Origin of the sequence: Pseudomonas sp. GW460-12-10-14-TSB1 (genome assembly GCF_017349775.1) — a bacterium.
Lineage (GTDB): Bacteria > Pseudomonadota > Gammaproteobacteria > Pseudomonadales > Pseudomonadaceae > Aquipseudomonas > Aquipseudomonas piscium.
The window spans coordinates 91,554-111,845 of the sequence record NZ_JACNAC010000001.1 but is presented as its reverse complement, the minus strand read 5'-3'; the positions used below and the strand labels follow the sequence as shown (position 1 = coordinate 111,845).

The following is a 20,292-nucleotide window of genomic DNA, read 5'->3' as shown; positions in this document are numbered from 1 at the left end:
TATTCGGGAAAGTGAAACCGGTAGAACTAATTGATAAACCAGCCAATACCGACTCCAACCAACAGGACTAAAACAAGCTTGATTTGCTCACGACGACTGCGCCGAGCCTTACGCTGCCGCTCGGCGGCAGTCTCCACATGCAGACCGAAGCCGGTATGCAACACCGCGTCACCTTCCAGGCTGACAGCTGTCAGGTTCAACTCAGCATAGCGCTTGGACAGCGCCTTCTCGCCGCCGTGCCCGGCAAAAGGCGCGCACAGTCGATATTCCGCCATCCGGCGCAGCCCCGGGTTCAGGGAAAAGCTCTGCCACTCGGGTTTGTCGGAGTTCAGCGGATAGCAAGGCACACCACCGATCAACTCGCGGGCACCCAAGTGGATGTAAGGACTATGGACTCGCAGGTCATGGGCATAACTGCGCAACCAGACCTGCAGGATGTCCGGGCGCTGCTCGAGAATCGCTTTCGAATCCTCGACAAAACCCGGGCGGTAGAACTCCCAATCGTCTTCGCAATGGAAGATATAGGGGGTCTTGACCTGCTCGTAGGCCAGGTCGATCGACGCCAACTGTCCGAGCTTCGGTCGGTTGACGAAGAAGGTACAGTGATCCTTCCAATGGGCGGGCACAGCCGTGCGCACCCGCTCGTCGCCCGCATCTTCGGTGATGAAGACTTCGCGGATCGGCGCGCTGTTGAAGCGGTCGAAACTCTCCAGCGTGAGCTTGAGCAGGTCCAGACGACCGCAACTGGTGACCACCAGCGTGATGTCACTCTCTTGACTAAACTGCACTTGATTCTCACCTACGACAAAGTGCGATCACTATTAAGGGCTCAGTGATCGCTGTCAAACACCCAGTTTCGAACGTACGCGCTCGATAAAGCTCAAGGGTGCACGAGGCCGCAATGCGGGCTGAAGTTCCTCGACGATACGCTGACCGATACGGGCGAAGCTGAATTGGGAGACCGCTAGGTCGCGCCCATTTTGCGCAATGCTCTGCGCCAGGGCCGGATCGGCGCGCAACATGGCGAGTTTTTCCTGCAATTGCGGGATGTTCTGATAAAAGACCACGTTGTGCAGGTCCTGCAAGCCCAGCGCGCGGTTTTCCACCTCGCCCTGGTCGAATGCCAGCAATACACAGCCACAGGCCATGGCCTCGAAGTTCTTGATCATGTATTCGCCCATACCGACATCGGCACTGACGAAAAAGCGGATGCGGTTGAGCGTGTCACAATACTCTTCGCCCGACTTGGTCCGCGTCACCACCAAGGGTTCGACCTGGCCGAGTTCGTCGAGCAGCGCCTTGCGCCCACTGTAGGCCACGCTGTTGGTGCTGCCGACGAATGCCAGCTCGATGTCCCGCTCGCGGCCCTGATCCTGCAGCAGGGTCTGGTCGTAGCCCTTGGGCACGAATACCGCGTCGAAACCCTCCTGACGCAAGCGCTCGCTGACCATGAACCCTGAGCTGATCACCCGCGCCCACGGCAGGCGCCGGTAATGGGCACTGAACTTGCCGGTGTACTTGCAAGGGATGTAGTTCTGGTAGGCGTCGTGCTCGAGGATCACCAGGTTGGGAATGCTGCGGATAAAGCTCGCCTGGCGGATTTCCTGCTTGAAACGCAGGAAGAACACGATGCGGTCGTAGCGCGATACATCCACCTCACGGCGGAAATAGCCACGCAGGTTGCGCTGCTCGTCGCTGCTCAACCACCGCAGGTCGCATTCGCAATGAGCGGCAACGCCTTCGTACAGGCGGTCCAGAATGGCCCGCTGTTCTTTCTGCACCAGAAATAGAACCTTCATCATCTTCCTTGCAGCCGTGAGCAACCGGACAAAAGAGCGAAACTACCCTGGCCGACAGGCAAAAGGGTGTCATGCAATATCAATTTACAAACGCCAGAACAGCTCATGCCGGCGTACCGCCTTGCGGAAAAACTCGTTCTCGCCATAAGGCGAACCGGCACGGCCGGCCAGCACACGCTGCAGGACCCGGCGCAAGCGGCGCTTGAACGGCGCTCGCGGCTGCAGGTCGTGCATCATGCCCAGGGCCATCGCCTTGTCGCGTTGCTGTTCGGTCGACAGCGGCAAGCTGCAGGGCCTGAGTACCTGGGCCGGGTCGAACACCGGCGGCAGGGCGATGCCCGTCCCCGAATCGCCCATCGGCCAGCGGTCGTTGTCATGCAAGTGGTTGGCATAACCGAGCAAGGTGGTCGGCTGCCACTCCAGCCCCTGCAACGCTTCCAATACCGCCTGCTGGGCGCAGATATGGTCCGGGTGCGGGTCGAGGGTCGGGTGCGGCAGCACTATCACCTCGGGGCGGGCCTGGAGCAACAGCGCCCGCAGGTCGGCCAAGAGGTTGTTCCAGGTCGGCGCGCCATCGGCATCCGCCGGCAGGGGGAACGGATTGAATTGGCGGAACAGGCGGATATCCGACAGCTCGGCCTCGCGGGACGCCACAGGCCGGTTCGGCGCCGCCTGCATGGCTGGCAGTTGCAGGCAGAAATACCCCAGCTGCACGCAGCGCGCCTCGGCAACCCCGGCCCAGCGCGGTACCGCGATACTGTCCCAGGCCCGCAGCCGGCCCTTGATCCGCGCCGCATCGGCGCCGTTCATACCCATCTGCCGGTAATGCTCGGCTTCGATCTCGCCAGCGGTCAGCGTGACGATCCAGGTTTCGTCGGCCTGGCTGTACAGACCGAAAGCAGCCAGTTCGGCATCGTCGGCGTGGGGGGCGATGACCATCACCCGCTGGTGGCGATAGTCCGGCTCACGGAACACCGACAACAGCGGCTCGCCCTGCACCCGGCAGAAACGCCCGCGCAGTTGCAGCTCGCCACTGGCCAGAGGTCGCGTCAGCCCGCTGAGATTGAGGTAACGCAAGCCGTTCACGCCGCGCTCGAACGTCTGCCGATCCTGCCCCGCCAAGGAGACGGAAGGGTCGAAAAAGCGCCCTAGCCAGGTGCTGCTGACCTTTATCGCGAGGATCAGGGTTTCATCCCCCGCCAGATCGATCGCCTGGTCCAGCACCAGCCGCTGCTTGTCCAGATGGACCTTGGGCTGCTCGGTGCCGAACGGAAAGCTGTACTGATAATCGTCCCGGGGCGAATAGAACAGGTGGTCGGCGAACCAGGCTTCATGGGCCACCCAGGCCAGCACCGCGAGCAGCAGCGGCAACCACCAGGCCAGCAGCACACCGACGGCCACCAACAGCAGCAGGCCGATCAACAGGCCCAGGCGCTTCTGCCGGCGATGGCGTTTGAGCAACTGTTGCTTGCGACTCGGTGGCTGATTCATACCCTGAACACCGGAACGGGGTTGCACCAGCGATCCTTGTACTCGCGATCGGCGCGACCGAAGGAGAAACGCAGCGGCTTGTCGATAGCCCGCGCCTGTTCCCAGGCACTTTGCGTATTGAGGAAACTCAACACGCTGCCGGGGCTGAACTCACGGGTTTCAGGATCGACGCCACCGTTGATGTATTCGACGCTGATCCACTCCGGCGCTTCGACCCGGTACACCAGTTGAATGGCGATCGGCGCATCGTTGAGGAAAATCACCGAACCGACCAGCAACTCGCGCAGCAACTCGATGACTTCCGCCATGCGCTCGGCACCGGTGGCCGGGAACCCCCAGCGCCGCTGGAACAGATCGCAGTAGATGGCCGCCAGCTCCTGGCTAGAGAACTCGCTGACCGGACGCACCACACCGCCCGCCTCTTCCAGCAGACGCAGTTCGCGACGCTGGTTGTAGCGAAACTTCTTCGACAGCTCTTCAGGCGTACGAGCCATGGCCAGTTGTTCGGCCTGGAGCTTGAGGGTGCTGAAACGGCCCTGGTTCAAGGCCGACAGATAACGGCCACGATGGCGTAGCGGGGCCTGGGTGTCAGGCGCGGCCGGCAGGATCAGCTCGGCGTTGCCCAGGTCGAACAGGCCTTTCTTGCCACGACGCTTGAGCACGTCCTTGGACAACGCCAGGTCGCGCCCCCAGGTCGGGATCGCCGCCTGCAGTTCGCCGGCCTGTTCCCAGGCCAGGTAGCGGACCGGAATGCCCGCCAGGTTCGCCAGGCGCTCCACCACCAGCGGATGGGTAGCAACGCTGCCGCCAAAACGCTGCCAGGCGGCGGCATAAGTCGAGGCGTCGACGACCGACCAGCCACGCTCGCGCCAGCCTTGGAATCGATTGAGCATCAGGGCCTCGCGGTCAGATCGGTAACTTGCGGCAGACGCCAGAAGGCGTCGCGTACGGCGCGGTCGGAGAACCGCTCGCGCAGGCGCTCGAACATCAGCTCGGCGCACAGCAAGCGCTGGTTCTCGTCCATCCCGGCCAGGTGTTGCAGGCCCTGGGCCATATGCTCGGCATCGCCCAACGGAAACAGGATGCCGACGCCTTCGACCACTTCCTTGGCCCCGCCACACGCCGTCGCCAGCAGCGGCACGCCAGCGGCCATGGCCTCCAGCAGCACCATGCCGAATGGCTCGTGATCGGAACTCAGGGCAAAGGCATCGAAAGCACGGAAATAACGCCGGGCTTCTGTGACTTGGCCGAGGAACAGCACGCGGTCGGCAATGCCCAGTTCGCGGGAAAGGTCCTTGAGGTTCTGCTCCAGGCGCCCGCTGCCGAGAATCGCCAGCTGGCTTTCCCGAGGTAGCCCCGGCAATGCCGCGGCAAACCCGCGCAGCAGGGTGGCCTGGTCCTTGTCCGGGTGCAGACGCCCGACATTACCGACGATCCAGGCGGAAGACGACAGCCCCAGCTCCCGGCGCGCTTCGGCCTTGGGCAGTTGGGTAGCCTGCAAGGCTTCGACGTCGATCCGGTTGTACAGCGTCTGGATCCGCGCCGCCGGCCACTGCGGCAGGCAACTACGCATGTCGTCGCGCACCGCGTCGGACACGCCGAGCAGGCTCAGGCGCTTGCGGAACAGGTTGGCAAACAGACGGCGGCTGCCGCGCTGGTAATCGCCAAACGCGTGATGCACGCCGATCACCGGCAACGAAGTGCCCAGCAATGCAATGTAAATCGGCTTGAAACGGTGGGCGATGCAGAAGCTGAAATTGCGCGACGCGGCTATCTTGCGCAAATCGCGGATCGCCCCCAGCTTCAGGCCACGGATGGCCTTGGAGCTGTATTCCATGAACAGCACTTCGTCGCTGGCACAGCCATCGGCCACCTCGGCATCGGCGACCCCGGTGAGGAACACCGTGGTCACGCGATAGCCGCTGCCCGCGAACAGGCTGGCGTATTGCCGGGCACAGTCCAGGAACGGCCCGTCATAGCCGTGGCAGAACTGCAGGACGTGGCGCTCAGCCGAGCGTGTCATAAGGGTCCACGCCGTCTTTGACTACCAGGATGTCTTCCATGATCAGGTACTGCAGATCGGAGCCGAAGAACATGTTCAGGGCGTCGGTCGGAGAGCAGATCATCGGCTCGCCACGGCGGTTGAGCGAGGTGTTCAGCGACACGCCGTTGCCGGTCAGGACTTCCAGGGCCTTCATCATGTCGTAGTAGCGCGGGTTGTATTCGCGCTTGAGCACCTGGGCCCGGGAAGTGCCGTCTTCGTGGACCACTTCCGGCACGCGGGTCTTCCACTCTTCCGCCACTTCGAAGGTGAAGGTCATGAACGGCGCCGGGTGATCGACCTTGATCATCTGCGGACCGACGGTGTCGAGCATCGACGGGCAGAAAGGCCTCCAGCGCTCGCGGAACTTGATCTGCTCGTTGATACGGTCGGCCACGCCGGTAGCGCTCGGGCAACCGATGATCGAACGGCCGCCCAGGGCACGCGGACCGAACTCCATGCGGCCCTGGAACCAGGCCACCGGGTTGCCGTCGACCATGATCTTGGCGATACGCTCGGGGGTGTTGTCGATCTGGCGCCAGGCCGGCTTGTTCGGGTGACGGGCACAGGCGGCGATCACGTCTTCGTTGCTGTAGGACGGGCCGAGATAGACGTGTTCCATCTTCTCCACCGGCACGCCGCGAGCGTGGGAAACATAGGCCGCGGCACCGACCGCGGTACCGGCGTCGCCGGACGCCGGCTGCACGAACAGCTCTTTGACTTCCGGACGGGCGATGATTTTCTGGTTGAGCTTGACGTTCAGCGCACAGCCGCCGGCGAAGGCCAGCTTGCCGGTTTCCTTGAGGATGTCGCCCAGGTAGTGGTCGATCATCTGCAGCGCCAGCTTCTCGAACAGCGCCTGCATGCTGGCCGCGTAGTGGATGTACGGTTCGTCGGCGATGTCGCCTTCGCGCTTCGGACCCAGCCACTCGATCAGCTTCGGCGAGAAGTAGAAACCCTTGCCCTTCTCTTTATAGCGGCGCAGGCCGATGACGTTGGCGTAATCGGTGTTGATCACCAGTTCGCCGTTTTCAAAGCTGGCCAGGCGGGAGAAGTCGTACTTGCTGGCATCGCCGTACGGCGCCATGCCCATGACCTTGAACTCGCCGTCGAGCATTTCGAAGCCGAGGAACTCGGTGATCGCGCCATACAGGCCGCCCAGGGAGTCCGGATCGTAGAACTCCTTGATCTTGTGGATCTTGCCGTTTTCGCCGTAGCCGAAGAAAGTCGTGGCGTACTCGCCCTTGCCGTCGATCCCGAGGATCGCGGTTTTCTCCTTGAAGCCGGAGCAGTGGTAGGCGCTGGAAGCATGGGCCAGGTGGTGCTCGACCGGCTCGATCTTGATCTTCTTCGGATCGAAGCCCAGTTGTTCGAGGCACCAGACGATCTTGTTGCGATAACGCTTGTAGCGACGGTTGCCCATCAGGATTGCGTCGAGGGCGCGGTCCGGGGCGTACCAGTAACGCTTGGCGTAGTGCCAGCGGGCCTTGCCGAACAGGCTGATCGGTGCGAACGGAATCGCTACCACATCAACGTCGGAAGGCTTGATACCGGCCTGTTCCAGACAGAACTTCGCCGATTCGTAAGGCATGCGGTTCTTTGCATGTTTATCGCGCACGAAGCGCTCTTCTTCGGCCGCCGCCACCAGCTTGCCGTCGATATACAGCGCTGCGGAAGGATCATGGCTAAGGGCGCCGGACAGGCCAAGAATCGTCAATGCCACAGGGGTCTAGCCTCTTAAGTCTGCATGCAGGCGACGTGCGCCTGGAATTAATGTGCTCCCCGCCACGGGCGAGAAACAGCTAAAGGGCGGGATTATAGCGTAAACCTGCCGCGGGATGATCCTCGGGATTCGTCGCCGATGCCGCAGGTCGCGGCAGCGGCTACAGGCCTCAGCCGACGGACGATTCGGCGTTTTTAGGCAGGCGCTGGTCGATGACCTGATACAGCGCGCTGCTTTGCGGCCAGTTACGCATGAAGCGCGCACGGTCGCGGGCGTAGGCCGGGGCGAAGCTGCCGAGGCTGTGGTGCTGGCACATGGAGTCCAGGTCGATCAGCGCCCAGCGGTCCTCTTGCCAGAACAGGTTGTGCCCCTTGAAGTCGCCATGGCTGATGCGTTCGCGGATCAACTCGGCAAACAGCCGGTCCAGCGCCTGCAACTCCGCCTCCGGAGCCGCGCCGCTGTCGATATAGGGCGCGAAGCGCTCGATGATGTCCGGCCCGGCCAGGTACTCAGTCACCAGGTAGGCCCGGCTGCGCAGCCAGAGAAAACGCTTCTCCAGCAAGGCCAGCGGCTTGGGCGTGGCAATGCCGAGGAACGCCAGGCGATTGCCCTCCTGCCACGAATGCCAGGCCCGGCTGGGGCGCCAGAAGCGCTTGAGCCAATGAGCAAAACCCTTGATGTTGTAGCGCTTGACCACCAGGGTGCGGCCTGCCACTTCGACCCGGCCGACGCTGGCGGCGCCACCGGTCTTGTACAGGTGCCCCTGATCCAGCAACGCGTCGGCCTGCTCCAGCACCGGCAGCATCGCCGCCTCTTCCTCGCGCCGAATCGCCCGTAAGGCGAAGGGGCCGCGCAGCACGCTGAACAGGCTGCACTCGCGACCGACCTTGTTGAGGAAATCCTTCAAGCGCCAGCTGCGCACCTTGTCCACCTGCTTCTGCAAGGCTTCCAGCGGCAAGGCATGCTCGGCATTGTTCAGCAGGTAATGCACCAGCAACTCTTCGGTGAAGGGCTCCAGGCTCTTGGGCAACTGGGCGAAAAACACCCCGAGGTTTTCCAGGACTTTCTGCCGGGACAGCGGTTTGCCCGCCTGCTCCACACAGATCCCGGCACCATCGATCAGGTACAGCTTGCCCTGATGACGCAGCAGGTTGTCCAGGTGCAGGTCTTCCTGCCACAGGCCCTTGCTGTGCAATTCGGCGATGGCGGCCAGGGCTTCGGCGAGTACCGCCTGCTGCTCATCGGCCAGCGCCGGCAACGATTCCACCTGTTTCCAGGCATCGCCCAGGCTCTCGGAACCTTCCAGGAACTCGAACAGCAACCAGCCACCCTCGCCTTCCTTCAGGCCGTCGGCCAGCAACAGCGGCGTGGTCATGCCCTGTTCTTCCAGCAAGCGCACGCCTTGCAGCTCACGCTGGAAATGCCGCGCCGCCTTGGCGCCTACCAGCAACTTGGCCAGCACCGGACGCCCGCGCCATACAGCGGCGCCGACATATCTCTGCCCTGGCAGCACCCGCAGCAGGCTGAGCAACTGCAACGTCGCAGGTCCAGCAGCGTCGGCCAGCTCCAGGCTCAACGGCAGGTTTGGCGCACGGCCGGCCTGCTTGAGTTCGGACAGGCGCATCAGCGAGTCTCCTTGTGGCTGCGGCGTGCACTCAGGCGGTTCAGCCAGGCATCGACCAGCGAGCTGTCCTGAGGCTGATCCAGATAGGTCGCGAGCAAGGCGCGTACATCGCTCTCACTCCAGGCCGGGGCGCGACGCAACAGCGGCTCCAGGTCCTTGACCCGGTCACGCTGGCCGAACAGCAGCGGACGGGTCTTTTCCAGGTCGATCAATTGCGCCTGGTAACCGTCGCCGGTGGCCCGCAGAAAAATATGCTTGGGATAAAAACAGCCGTGCACCTGGCGCACCGCGTGCAGCTGGCGCGCCAGCAGGCCGCAGGCCCGCAGGATCGCCGCATGCTGGTCCGGGCTGAGCTGCGCCCACTGCTGCAGCAGCGAATCCAGGTCGTTCCAGCCGTCCAGCGCCCGGGTCAGCAGGATCGCGCGGGTTTCGCCAGCCACCTTGCGTTCGCCAAAAAAGGCCGCCTGCAGCGCCGGAATGCCCAGCTGCTGATAGCGGCTGATATTGCGAAACTCGCGGGCGAAGCTCGGCTCGCCAAAAGGCCGGTGCAAGGTCCGCGTCAGGTAGTTGCTCTGGCGCTTGAGGTAGTAGCCGTGACCTTCCAGGTCGAGGCGATACACGCTGCTCCAACCCCCACCGTCGGTATTGGGCTCGTCCACCGCCTCAAGTTGCTTGGCCCACAACGCGTCGAAGCTGTCGAGGCCGTGGCGCTCCAGCAACGCACGGTCCTGAGCCGCCAGGAAATCGGTCATTCGCGTCCCTCGAAAAATCTCAGCACATGCCGGATGCGGCATTTGTCCGCGGCATTCAGCCGGGTGCGCTGGCGGTACTGCAAATAGAAGCGCAGGCGCTGGGTGGCGGACAAATGATACTTGGCCACCTTGTCCAGGCACGCCAGGTCCTTGGTGATCCGGTACTTGAGCCAGAAACCGCGCCAGAAATCGCCATTGGGGCAATCGATCAGGTACAGCCGAGCCTCATCGTCGATCAGCAGGTTGCGCCACTTCAGGTCGTTATGGGTGAAGCGGTGGTCATGCATGATCCGCGTGTAGCGTGCCAGCTGCTGGCTGACCCGGTCCACCCAGGCCCGATCGGCCAGCAGCGGATCGTTGCGCTCGGCCAGGGCCGACAGGTCTTCGGTGCGCGGCAGCTCACGGGTGATCATCGCCCCACGGTCGTAGGCCAGGCCACGGCGCTCCAGACCCCAGGCCACCACCTCCGCCGTGGGAATGCCCCACTTGGCGAAACGCTTGAGGTTCTGCCACTCGGACTTGACCCGCGGCTTGCCCAGGTAACGCCGCAGGTTCTTGCCGGCGCCGGTGTAGCGCTTGACGTAATAGTTGATGCCGTTGAGCTCGACACGGATGACCTCCGACAACGGGTCGCGGGTCAGGTGTTCGCCCTTGAGGGCAAAGACCGCATCCAGACTGCCGAAGTCCTGCGCCAGCTCCTGATATCCAGGTTCAAGGTTCCAACCCGCCATCAGAGCGCATCTCCATATCGCTGCTTGCGTGCGTACAGCTTGCTGGCCTTGCCCTCCAGCCAGGTCAGCAGCGCCGCCTCGTCGCTCAGGATCTGCCGCAACGGCTGCTGGAAGTAGCCCTTGAGAAAGCGCAGCTTGTCGCGTCGAGTCAAGCCGATGTCCAGGGCCGAGAAATACAGCGCCGCCAGGTCCTTGTCGCGCCAGCGCCGGGTGATCGCCGGGCGGGCCTGGGCGCGGTGCAGGTCGATCACCGAGAGTTTGAAGTCGTCGGGTGTCACCGGCTTGTCGGTGTGCAGCAGGAAGTGGCAGATGTAGCAGTCGCGATGGTTGACCCCGGCGCGGTGCATCATGCCGGTCATGCGCGCCACTTCGGCGATCAGCGCGCGCTTGAGCCGGGGCTGCGGCGGCTGCTTGACCCAATCGATGCTGAAGTCTTCAAGGCTGACGGTCGGCGCCAGCTCCTCGGTGACAATGAACGAATGCTGGTTGGCCGGGTTGCTGCCGCGCTCGCCATAGGCCACGGCGGTCATGGTCGGCACGCCGACTTCCTGCAGGCGCTGGATGGCCTGCCATTCCTGGCCTGCGCCGAGCACCGGCAGCTTGGCGGTGAGCAGGTTCTTGAAGATCTCGCCCCAACCGATACCGCGGTGAATCTTTACGAAGAACCCTTCGCCGGCCACCTCGGTACGCAAGGTACGGCGGGCTTCCAGTTCACGGTAGACCTGGCCGTCCAGACGCTCGACTTCGGCGAACGCATCGCGTCCGGCCCAAAGGGTCTTGAACGGTTCGGCAAGAATCAACTTCATCAGTGCTGCTCCGCCAGAATCACATCCGCAGCGTGCTGCGGCATGCTATAGAGGTCGGCCGTCTCGGCGAACGCCAGGCCGTTACGGCTCCAGGTCGCGCGTGCAGCGCCGTCGGTCAACATGGTGTTCAGGTATTGATTGAGCTGTCCCTGCTCCAATGGCTCGTCCAGCACCAGGCCGCTGTCGGCCTCGGCGATGTAATGGGCATAACCGCAGACCGCGCTGACCAGCACCGGCAAACCGGCCACCAGCGCTTCCAGCAGCACGGTGCCGGTGTTTTCGTTGTACGCCGGGTGGATCAACAGGTCGGCGCCCAACAGGAAACGCGGGATATCACTGCGCCCCTTGAGAAACTGCACATGCTCGCCAAGGCCCAACGCGGCGCTCTGCAATTGGAATACTTTGGGGTCGTCCTGGCCAATTACAAATAGCCGGGTGCGTTTCTTCAGTTCCGGCGGCAATGCGGCCACGGCCTTGAGGCTGCGATCCACGCCCTTGGTCTTGAACCCGGAGCCGATCTGCACCAGCAGCAAGTCATCGTCTTTCAGGGCGAACTCGCGACGGAATTCGGCGCGGATCTCGGCCGCGTTGGCCGGTGCGCGACGGTCCTGGGCGATGCCTGGCGGCAGTAGGTGAAAGCGCTCCACCGGGGTGTCGTAATGCTTGATGAACAGCGGCTGCTGGACCTCGGAAATCATCAGCACTTCGGTCTTCGCGTCCCGGGCGAACACCGCCCGCTCGTATTCGGCGAAGTGCCGGTAGCGGCCCCAACGGCGGTACAGCGAATGGCGCAGGTTCTGCGCCTTGTCTTCGAAACAGCCGTCGGCGGCGTAATACACATCCAGCCCGGGCATCTTGTTGAAGCCGATCAGGCGGTCCACCGGACGCTTGGCCAGGTCGGCCTCCATCCAGGCACTGAGTTTCTCGTTACGCCGATGGTTGAAGAACGCCTTGACCGGCGCCACCAGCACCTCGAAGCCCGGCGGCACATCGCCTTCCCAAATCAGCGTATAGACGCGGATCTGGTGTCCGCGTTTCTGGCACTCCAGGGCGATGCGCATGAAGTCCCGCTGCAGGCCGCCGAACGGGAAGTATTTATAAAGGACAAAAGCCAATTGCATCAGCGCAGCTCCTCAGCCAGTAACAACCTGCTCAGCCGGCTGGCGACACGCTCAGGATTCAGACGCGTGAAGCACAACGGCCACTCGCGTTTCAGGTCGAACCGCCGCTGATCTTCAGTCGTCGGTTGATAGGTGCATTTTTTCTGCAGGCACGGCGCGCAAGGGAAGTCGCTGGCCATATGGATCTGCGCCTTGCCATAGGCGCCGGTCAGGCCTGGATTGGTCGGGCCGAACAGGGAAATGGTCGGCACATCCAGCGCCGCGGCGAGATGGCCGAGCCCGGTATCCACCGCGACGCAGGCCTGGGCTTGCGCCAGCACCTTGGCGACGCCCGCCAGGTTCAGCTTCGGCAGCACCGTGGCGTTGCTCAGGCCCTTGGCAATACGCTCGGCCCGGGCCTTCTCCGCCGGGTTGCCCCAGGGCAGCTTGACCTCGACGCCCAGCTGGCCCATGCGCTCGGCCAGCTCACGCCAGTAGGCTTCCGGCCAGTGCTTGGTGTCCCAGGTGGTGCCGTGCAGGAACACCACGAACGGCTTGGGCCGCGGCAGTTCCACCAGTTTCTCGACGCTCAGGCCGTAATCGCCCAGCCCCTGGGGCAAGTCATAACCCAGGGCCACGGCGAACAGCTGGCGTACACGCTCCACGGCATGCTGGCCGCGGGCGACGGCCAGGCGCCGCGAGTAGAAATGAGCCGCCAGGGGCTCGCGCGCGGACTGTTTGTCCAGGCCGGCCACCGGAGCCTTGACGTAGCGCGTCAGCCAGGCGCTTTTCAGCAAGCCCTGGGCGTCGATCACCAGATCGTACTTAGTGGCACGCACGCTCTGCTTGAAGCGCCGCCACTCGCCACTCTTGATGGTCTGCCAGATGTTCTTGCGCCAGCGACGAATCGCCACCGGGATCACTTTATCCACAGCCGGGTGCCAGGTCGGGATTTCCGCGAAACCCTCTTCCACCACCCAGTCGAACTTGATCCCCGGAATCGCCCGCGCTGCATCGGTCAGCGCCGGCAGCGCGTGGATCACGTCACCCAGGGAGGAGGTCTTGATCAACAGTACCCGCACTTACCGAACCTCGACCGCGGTGCCTTGCAACCGCTGCAAAGCCTGGTCCACCGAGTCGGGCAGCAGCTGGCGCAGGCAGTTGTAATGGCCAAAGCGGCAGGTGCGATCGAAGCACGGGCTGCACTCGATGCCCAGGCGCACAACTTCGACCTGGTCGGCCAGCGGCGGGGTGAAACCCGGCGATGTCGAGCCGTACACCGCCACCAGCGGGCGATTCAGCGCTGCTGCCACGTGCATCAGCCCGGAGTCGTTGGACACCACGGAATCGGCGCAGGACAGCAAGTCGATGGCCTCGGCCAGGGAGGTGCCGCCGCAGAGGTTGACCGACTCTTCGCGCAGCCCCGGAATCAGCCGGGCACGAATGTCTTCGCTGACCACGTGATCGTTCTTCGAACCGAACAGCCAGACCTGCCAGCCCTCGCGGATCTTCAGCTCGGCGACCTTGGCGTAATGCTCGGACGGCCAGCGCTTGGCCTCGCCGAACTCGGCCCCCGGACACAGCGCCAGCACCGGGCGGTCCAGGGTCAGGCCGAACTTGGCCAGCGCCGCTTCGCGGCTGGCCGGGTCGATCTGCAGGTCGGGACGCGGATACGGCTTGGGCAGCTCGGTGCCTGGCTCGTAAGCCAGCGCCATGAAGCGTTCGATCATCAGCGGATAACGTTCTTTGTCCAGCGTACGCACGTCGTTGAGCAGGCCGTAGCGGAACTCGCCACGCCAACCGGTACGCTGCGGGATGCCGGCAAAGAACGGCACCAGCGCCGACTTCAACGAGTTGGGCAGCAGGATGGCCTGGTCGTACTGGCCGGCCAGGGATTTGCCGATGCGCCGGCGGGTCGCCAGCTCCAGCACGCCGTGGCCGAGCGGGAAGCTCAAGGCCTGCCGCACTTGCGGCATGCGCTCCAGGATCGGCCGGCTCCACTCGGGGGCCAGCACGTCGATCTCGCATTGAGAATGGCGCTGCTTCAGGCACTGGAAGAGTGTCTGCGCCATCACCATGTCACCGACCCAACTGGGCCCAACGATCAGAATATTCATGTGGTTTCCAAAAACGAACCGGGGAGGCTTACGCCTCCCCGCCTCGAGAATCCAGCCCTGCGGCATTCACCGCCAGCTCATTGTGGACGAGCCGCAACAGGGCTCGCCGGATACATTTGTGGCAACGCAGCGCACGCTGCCTAGCTTAGCCCCAGCTCGCGCCAAATCCGCAATACCTCCCGTCGCTCGCTGGCGAACTGGTCGCCGGCAATGACCCCGGCCTCGTTCTGCAAGGCCTGGCGGTGAGCCGCGGAGCGGTAGGCCTTGTAGACCTCGCGCAGCAGACTGGCGTCGGTCGCGGGCATCAGCCCGACTTCCTCCAGACCTTCCAGAATGCGGATATTGTCGGTGTAACGCAGCAATGACGGGTGCTCTTGCGACCACGCCAGGGCCGCGTATTGCACCATAAATTCGATGTCGACGATACCTCCGGCGTCCTGCTTGAGGTCGAACGGCGCCGTGGCCTCGAAGGCATTTGCCGCGGTTCCGGCAGCTGTCGCCTTGGTCCCCAGGTTGTCGCGCATCTTGGCCCGCATCTCGCTGACCTCCTGCTGCAACTTGGGCAGGTCACGGGCATGCCCCAGCACCGCCGCCCGCACTTTCTCGAAGGCCTGGCCGACATCCTGGCTACCCACCAGCACCCGGGCGCGCACCAGCGCCTGATGTTCCCAGGTCCAGGCTTCGTTCTCCTGATACCGGGCGAAAGCCCCCAGCGAACTCACCAGCAGGCCCGACGCCCCGGACGGCCGCAGGCGCATATCCACTTCATACAGCTGGCCGGAGTTGGTCTGGGTGGTCAGCAGGTGAATGATCCGCTGGCCCAGGCGGGTGAAGAACTGCGCGCCGTCGATCGGTTTCGGGCCATCGGTTTCCGCCTGCGGATCGCCGTCATGGATGAACACCAGGTCCAGGTCGGAACCATGCCCGAGTTCCAGGCCGCCGACTTTTCCATAACCGACAATAATGAAGCCGGGATCGCACAAGGTGCCATCGGTGCGCTGCGGAGCGCCGTATTTGGCCACGGTCTGGCGCCAGGCCAGGGCCAGCACCTGTTCGAGGATCGCCTCGGCCAGCCAGGTCAGGTAATCGCTGACCTTCATCAACGGCAGGCTGCCGGCGATTTCCGAAGCCGCAACCCGCAGGCGGTGAGCCAGCTTGAAGTGACGCAGTGCCTCCATCTGCTGCTCCAGATCGTCCTCGGGGATGCGCGTCAGACGCTCGCGCAACTCGGCGGCCAGCTCCGGCGCCAATGGTGGCTTGAACAGCCGGCCTTCGTTGAGCAGTTCATCGAGCAGCAGCGGGAAGCGGGTAATCTGCTCGGCGATCCACGGGCTGGCGGCGCACAGGGTCAACAAGCGGCGCAAGGCTCCGGGGTTTTCGGTGAGCAGCACCAGGTAGGCGGAACGCCGCGCCACCGCCTCGACCAGCGGCAACACGCGCTCCAGCACCAGATCCGGATCAGCGTGCTCCACCGCCTGGGCCAGCAGACGCGGAATAAAGGCATCGAGACGCTCGCGCCCCAAACGCTGCATGGCTCGCAATTGCGGGCTGCCACGCAGGCCGGCCAGCGCCCTGAGCGCCTTGGGCGCATCATTGAAACCGCCTTCCTGCAACTGCCGGCAGGCGGCTTCTTCGTCCTGGGCTTCTTCCCACAGCGGCAGCCATTCACCGCCGACCACCACTTCGCACTCGTTGCCTTCATCTTCATCCGGGTCGGCGATCACCTGGCGGAAATGCCATTCCACCCGCCCGCGCCAATACATCAGGCGCTCATGGAACGCCGCCCAGTCGGCAAAACCCAGCATGAAGGCAATGCGCGCCTGGTCCTGTGGATTGTCCGGCAGCATCTGCGTCTGCCGGTCGGCGATCGCCTGGATCGCATGTTCGGTGTAACGCAGGAATTCGTAACCTTCACGCAGCTCGGCGATCACCGCGGGCGGCAGATAACCCTGCCCCTCCAGGGTGGTCAGCACCTTTAATAGAGGACGCTGCTGCAGGCTCAGGTCGCGCCCGCCATGGATCAGCTGGAAAGCCTGGGCGATGAACTCGACTTCACGAATCCCGCCGGAACCCAGCTTGATGTTGTCGGCCATGCCCTTGCGCCGCACTTCCTGCTGGATCAGCTGCTTCATGGTGCGCAGCGCTTCGATCGCCGAGAAATCCAGGTAACGCCGGTAGACAAAAGGCCGCAGCATGTCGAGCAACTGCGCGCCGGCGACCTGGTCGCCCGCCACCACCCGCGCCTTGATCATCGCGTAGCGTTCCCAGTCGCGGCCCTGATCCTGGTAGTACTGCTCCAGCGCATTGAAGCTCAGCACCAGGGCGCCCGCCGAACCGTAGGGCCGCAGGCGCATGTCGACGCGGAACACGAAACCGTCGACGGTCATCGGGTCCAGCGCCTTGATCAGGCGCTGGCCCAGGCGGATGAAAAACTCCTGGTTATCCAGCGCACGCTTCACGCCTACAGTCTCCCCGCCTTCGGGGTAGGCGAAGATCAGGTCGATGTCGGACGACAGGTTCAGCTCGACGGCGCCCAGCTTGCCCATGCCGAGGATGACCATCTGCTGCGGCTCGCCGCTGCGCCGGCCGGTGGGAACACCGAACTGCTCGCAGTGGCGCTGGTACAACCATTGATAGGCCTGGTCGATGCAGGCATCGGCCATGTCCGACAGATCGCGACAGGTCTGCACCAGATCCGCCTGACGCGCCAGGTCGCGCCAGATGATCCGCACCTGATGACGATTGCGCTGACGCCGCAGCACTCGCCCCAGTTCGTCTTCGCTGGTGGCCTGCTGCACCGCCGCGGCGATCTGCGCGCACAGCTCGCCCGGGCCGAAGCCGCGGTCGAGTTCACCGCCGCGCACCAGCTCCAGCAACATCAAAGGGTCACGAAGGCTCTGTTCAATGAAAAAGTCGCTGGCGGCGCTCACCCGGGTGAACTCGGCCCAGCGCTCGGGGGTCCAGGTGGCAAGCCCGTGATCGTCGTCCAGGGTCGCCACGGCGTTACGGAACGACTGCTCCGCGCGGCTGACAAAAGGCAGGAGAATCGCTGGGAGTTCGGCAAGCGCGGGCAGGCTCATGGGCTATCCTTGATCGGCGTAGAAAGGGGCGGTCGGGGCAAATTCTGCGGGCGCGGCCCTTGAAGGACTGTCGAACAAAAGTTAGAAATAGCTGAAATTTTTATTATTTTGGCAGCCAGCATCAAATTCTTACCCATTGGTGTTGGAAATCGACCAACAGTAACGATTATTCTCACAACGCAGCAGGAGGCCACAAGCCAATCTTCTGTAGTTTTACTACTCGTCTATACATTCGAAAGGCTGAAATGGCCGACGATTTGTAGTAAAACTACACGCCGCCGTATCAACCTCCGGCAATCCAAGAATTTTATCGTCTGCCCACAAGGCCAGTCGCAAACTCAGGCAACCGATTCTGGAAGCCTTTCCGCCCTGGAGCAAGCCATGCAAGACCTCGATCCCGTCGAAACCCAGGAATGGCTGGACGCCCTGGAATCGGTTCTCGACAAAGAAGGCGAAGACCGTGCTCACTACCTGATGACCCGTATGGGCGAACTCGCGACCCGCAGCGGCTCGCAACTGCCCTACGCCATCACCACGCCGTACCGCAACACGATTCCCGTCACCCACGAAGCACGCATGCCTGGCGACCTGTTCATGGAACGCCGCATTCGCTCGCTGGTACGTTGGAACGCGTTGGCCATGGTCATGCGTACGAACCTGAAAGATTCTGACCTGGGCGGTCACATCTCCAGCTTCGCTTCCAGTGCGACTCTGTATGACATCGGCTTCAACTACTTCTTCCAGGCGCCAACCGAAGAACATGGCGGCGACCTGATCTACTTCCAGGGCCACGCCTCCCCTGGCGTCTACGCTCGCGCTTTCATGGAAGGCCGCATCAGCGAAGACCAGATGAACAACTTCCGTCAGGAAGTGGGCGGCAACGGCCTGTCCTCCTACCCGCACCCATGGCTGATGCCTGACTTCTGGCAGTTCCCGACCGTTTCCATGGGTCTGGGTCCGATCCAGGCGATCTACCAGGCGCGCTTCATGAAGTACCTGGAAGCCCGCGGCTTCATCCAGCCAGGCAAGCAGAAAGTCTGGTGCTTCATGGGCGACGGCGAGTGCGACGAGCCGGAATCCCTGGGCGCTATCTCCCTGGCCGGCCGCGAGAAGCTGGACAACCTGATCTTCGTCATCAACTGCAACCTGCAGCGCCTCGACGGCCCGGTTCGCGGCAACGGCAAGATCATCCAGGAACTCGAAGGCGTGTTCCGTGGTGCCCAGTGGAATGTGAACAAGGTCATCTGGGGCCGTTTCTGGGACCCACTGCTGGCCAAGGACACCCACGGTATCCTGCAACGCCGCATGGACGAAGTCATCGACGGCGAGTACCAGAACTACAAGGCCAAAGACGGCGCCTTCGTGCGTGAGCACTTCTTCAACACGCCAGAACTCAAGGCGATGGTCGAAGACCTGTCCGACGACGAAATCTGGAAGCTCAACCGTGGCGGCCACGACCCGTACAAGGTCTATGCGGCCTACCACGAAGCGGTCAACCACAAAGAGCAACCGACCGTCATCCTGGCCAAGACCATCAAGGGTTATGGCACCGGCGCCGGCGAAGCGAAGAACACCGCGCACAACACCAAGAAAGTCGATGTCGACAGCCTGAAGTTGTTCCGCGACCGCTTCGACATTCCGGTCAAGGACGAAGAGATCGAAAACCTGCCGTTCTTCCGACCGGAAGAAGGCAGCGCCGAAGCCCGCTACCTGAGCGAGCGCCGCGCCGCACTGGGCGGTTTCGTGCCTCAGCGTCGCGCCAAGAGCTTCAACATTCCGACCCCGCCGCTGGAAACCCTCAAGGCTATCCTCGACGGTTCGGGCGACCGCGAAATCTCCACCACCATGGCCTTCGTGCGGATCCTCGCGCAGCTGGTCAAGGACAAGGAAATCGGCCAGCGCATCGTGCCGATCATCCCGGACGAAGCCCGTACCTTCGGTATGGAAGGCATGTTCCGTCAGTTGGGCATCTACTCGTCCGTCGGCCAGCTCTACGAGCCAGTCGATAAAGACCAGGTGATGTTCTACCGCGAAGACAAGAAGGGCCAGATCCTCGAGGAAGGCATCAACGAAGCGGGCGCCATGAGCTCCTTCATTGCAGCCGGTACTTCGTACTCCAGCCACAACCAGCCGATGCTGCCGTTCTACATCTTCTATTCGATGTTCGGCTTCCAGCGTATCGGCGACCTGGCCTGGGCCGCTGGCGACAGCCGTACCCGTGGCTTCCTGATCGGCGGTACCGCCGGCCGTACCACCCTCAACGGTGAAGGCTTGCAGCACGAAGACGGTCACAGCCACATGCTGGCGGGCACCATCCCGAACTGCCGTACCTTCGATCCGACCTATGGCTACGAGCTGGCGGTGATCATCCAGGACGGCATGAAGAAGATGACCGAAGAGCAACAGGACGTCTTCTACTACATCACCGTGATGAACGAGTCCTACCAGCAGCCAGCCATGCCGGCCGGTGTCGAGGAAGGCATCATCAAGGGCATGTACCTGCTCGAGGAAGACACCCGCGAAGCGGCGCACCATGTACAGCTGATGGGCTCCGGCACCATCCTGCGCGAAGTCCGTGAAGCGGCGAAGATCCTGCGTGAAGAATTCAACGTGGGCGCGGACGTCTGGAGCGTTACCAGCTTCAACGAACTGCGTCGCGATGGCCTGGCAGTCGAGCGCAGCAACCGCCTGCACCCGGGCCAGAAGCCTAAGCTGAGCTATGTCGAAGAATGCCTGAGCGGCCGTAAGGGTCCGGTCATCGCTTCTACCGACTACATGAAGCTGTTCGCCGAACAGATTCGTCAGTGGGTCCCGTCCAAGGAATTCAAAGTCCTGGGCACCGACGGTTTCGGCCGCAGTGACAGCCGCAAGAAGCTGCGTCACTTCTTCGAAGTCGACCGTCATTTCGTGGTGTTGGCAGCCCTGGAAGCCTTGGCTGACCGTGGTGACATCGAACCTAAGGTCGTGGCCGAGGCCATCACCAAGTTCGGCATCAACCCGGAAAAACGCAACCCACTGGACTGCTGAG

Annotated in this window: 15 protein-coding genes; 1 reads left to right on the top strand and 14 read right to left on the bottom strand. The window is 63.1% G+C overall.

What is annotated here, in order from left to right:
• Positions 1-26 precede the first annotated feature (26 nt).
• The 14 genes from J4D52_RS00475 to glnE form a co-directional block, all read right to left on the bottom strand.
• Positions 27-788 (bottom strand): hypothetical protein, encoded by a 762-nt coding sequence (locus J4D52_RS00475; protein WP_063427972.1) that lies wholly within the window; start codon positions 786-788, stop codon positions 27-29.
• A 54-nt stretch (positions 789-842) separates the two neighbouring features.
• Positions 843-1,799: a glycosyltransferase gene (locus tag J4D52_RS00470; protein ID WP_063427969.1), complete on the bottom strand. Its 957-nt coding sequence runs from the start codon at positions 1,797-1,799 to the stop codon at positions 843-845.
• 84 nt (positions 1,800-1,883) lie between these two features.
• Complete coding sequence (locus J4D52_RS00465; RefSeq protein WP_025808119.1) at positions 1,884-3,290, bottom strand: PIG-L deacetylase family protein; 1,407 nt, start codon at positions 3,288-3,290, stop codon at positions 1,884-1,886.
• Positions 3,287-4,183: an antimicrobial resistance protein Mig-14 gene (locus J4D52_RS00460; protein ID WP_063427967.1), complete on the bottom strand. Its 897-nt coding sequence runs from the start codon at positions 4,181-4,183 to the stop codon at positions 3,287-3,289. The genes J4D52_RS00465 and J4D52_RS00460 overlap by 4 nt, the downstream gene beginning before the upstream one ends.
• Complete coding sequence (locus J4D52_RS00455; protein WP_063427965.1) at positions 4,183-5,313, bottom strand: glycosyltransferase; 1,131 nt, start codon at positions 5,311-5,313, stop codon at positions 4,183-4,185. The genes J4D52_RS00460 and J4D52_RS00455 overlap by 1 nt, the downstream gene beginning before the upstream one ends.
• A complete protein-coding gene (locus J4D52_RS00450) occupies positions 5,297-7,054 on the bottom strand; it encodes a carbamoyltransferase (protein ID WP_009041869.1) in 1,758 nt (585 codons plus the stop codon). Before J4D52_RS00450 ends, J4D52_RS00455 begins: the two co-directional genes overlap by 17 nt.
• 169 nt (positions 7,055-7,223) lie before the next feature.
• Positions 7,224-8,678, bottom strand: coding sequence for a lipopolysaccharide kinase InaA family protein (locus tag J4D52_RS00445; protein ID WP_063427963.1), 1,455 nt, complete (start codon positions 8,676-8,678; stop codon positions 7,224-7,226).
• Complete coding sequence (locus J4D52_RS00440) at positions 8,678-9,430, bottom strand: lipopolysaccharide kinase InaA family protein (RefSeq protein ID WP_063427961.1); 753 nt, start codon at positions 9,428-9,430, stop codon at positions 8,678-8,680. The genes J4D52_RS00445 and J4D52_RS00440 overlap by 1 nt, the downstream gene beginning before the upstream one ends.
• Positions 9,427-10,161, bottom strand: coding sequence for a lipopolysaccharide kinase InaA family protein (locus J4D52_RS00435; protein WP_063427959.1), 735 nt, complete (start codon positions 10,159-10,161; stop codon positions 9,427-9,429). Before J4D52_RS00435 ends, J4D52_RS00440 begins: the two co-directional genes overlap by 4 nt.
• Positions 10,161-10,967, bottom strand: coding sequence for a lipopolysaccharide core heptose(I) kinase RfaP (gene rfaP / locus J4D52_RS00430; protein WP_102675932.1), 807 nt, complete (start codon positions 10,965-10,967; stop codon positions 10,161-10,163). The genes J4D52_RS00435 and rfaP overlap by 1 nt, the downstream gene beginning before the upstream one ends.
• Entirely contained in the window at positions 10,967-12,088 is a 1,122-nt protein-coding gene (locus tag J4D52_RS00425) for a glycosyltransferase family 4 protein (protein ID WP_063427957.1), read from the bottom strand. Before J4D52_RS00425 ends, rfaP begins: the two co-directional genes overlap by 1 nt.
• Positions 12,088-13,149 carry a lipopolysaccharide heptosyltransferase I gene (gene waaC / locus J4D52_RS00420; RefSeq protein ID WP_063427956.1) on the bottom strand — a complete coding sequence of 354 codons (1,062 nt, stop codon included), beginning with the start codon at positions 13,147-13,149 and terminating at the stop codon, positions 12,088-12,090. Before waaC ends, J4D52_RS00425 begins: the two co-directional genes overlap by 1 nt.
• Positions 13,150-14,184: a lipopolysaccharide heptosyltransferase II gene (waaF, locus tag J4D52_RS00415; protein WP_102675931.1), complete on the bottom strand. Its 1,035-nt coding sequence runs from the start codon at positions 14,182-14,184 to the stop codon at positions 13,150-13,152.
• A 140-nt stretch (positions 14,185-14,324) separates the two neighbouring features.
• Positions 14,325-17,264, bottom strand: a complete 2,940-nt coding sequence (gene glnE, locus J4D52_RS00410) for a bifunctional [glutamate--ammonia ligase]-adenylyl-L-tyrosine phosphorylase/[glutamate--ammonia-ligase] adenylyltransferase (protein ID WP_063427953.1) — start codon at positions 17,262-17,264, stop codon at positions 14,325-14,327.
• Between the two features lie 381 nt (positions 17,265-17,645).
• Between glnE and aceE the strand changes: the two genes are divergently transcribed.
• Positions 17,646-20,291, top strand: a complete 2,646-nt coding sequence (aceE, locus tag J4D52_RS00405) for a pyruvate dehydrogenase (acetyl-transferring), homodimeric type (RefSeq protein WP_102675930.1) — start codon at positions 17,646-17,648, stop codon at positions 20,289-20,291.
• Position 20,292: the final 1 nt, after the last annotated feature.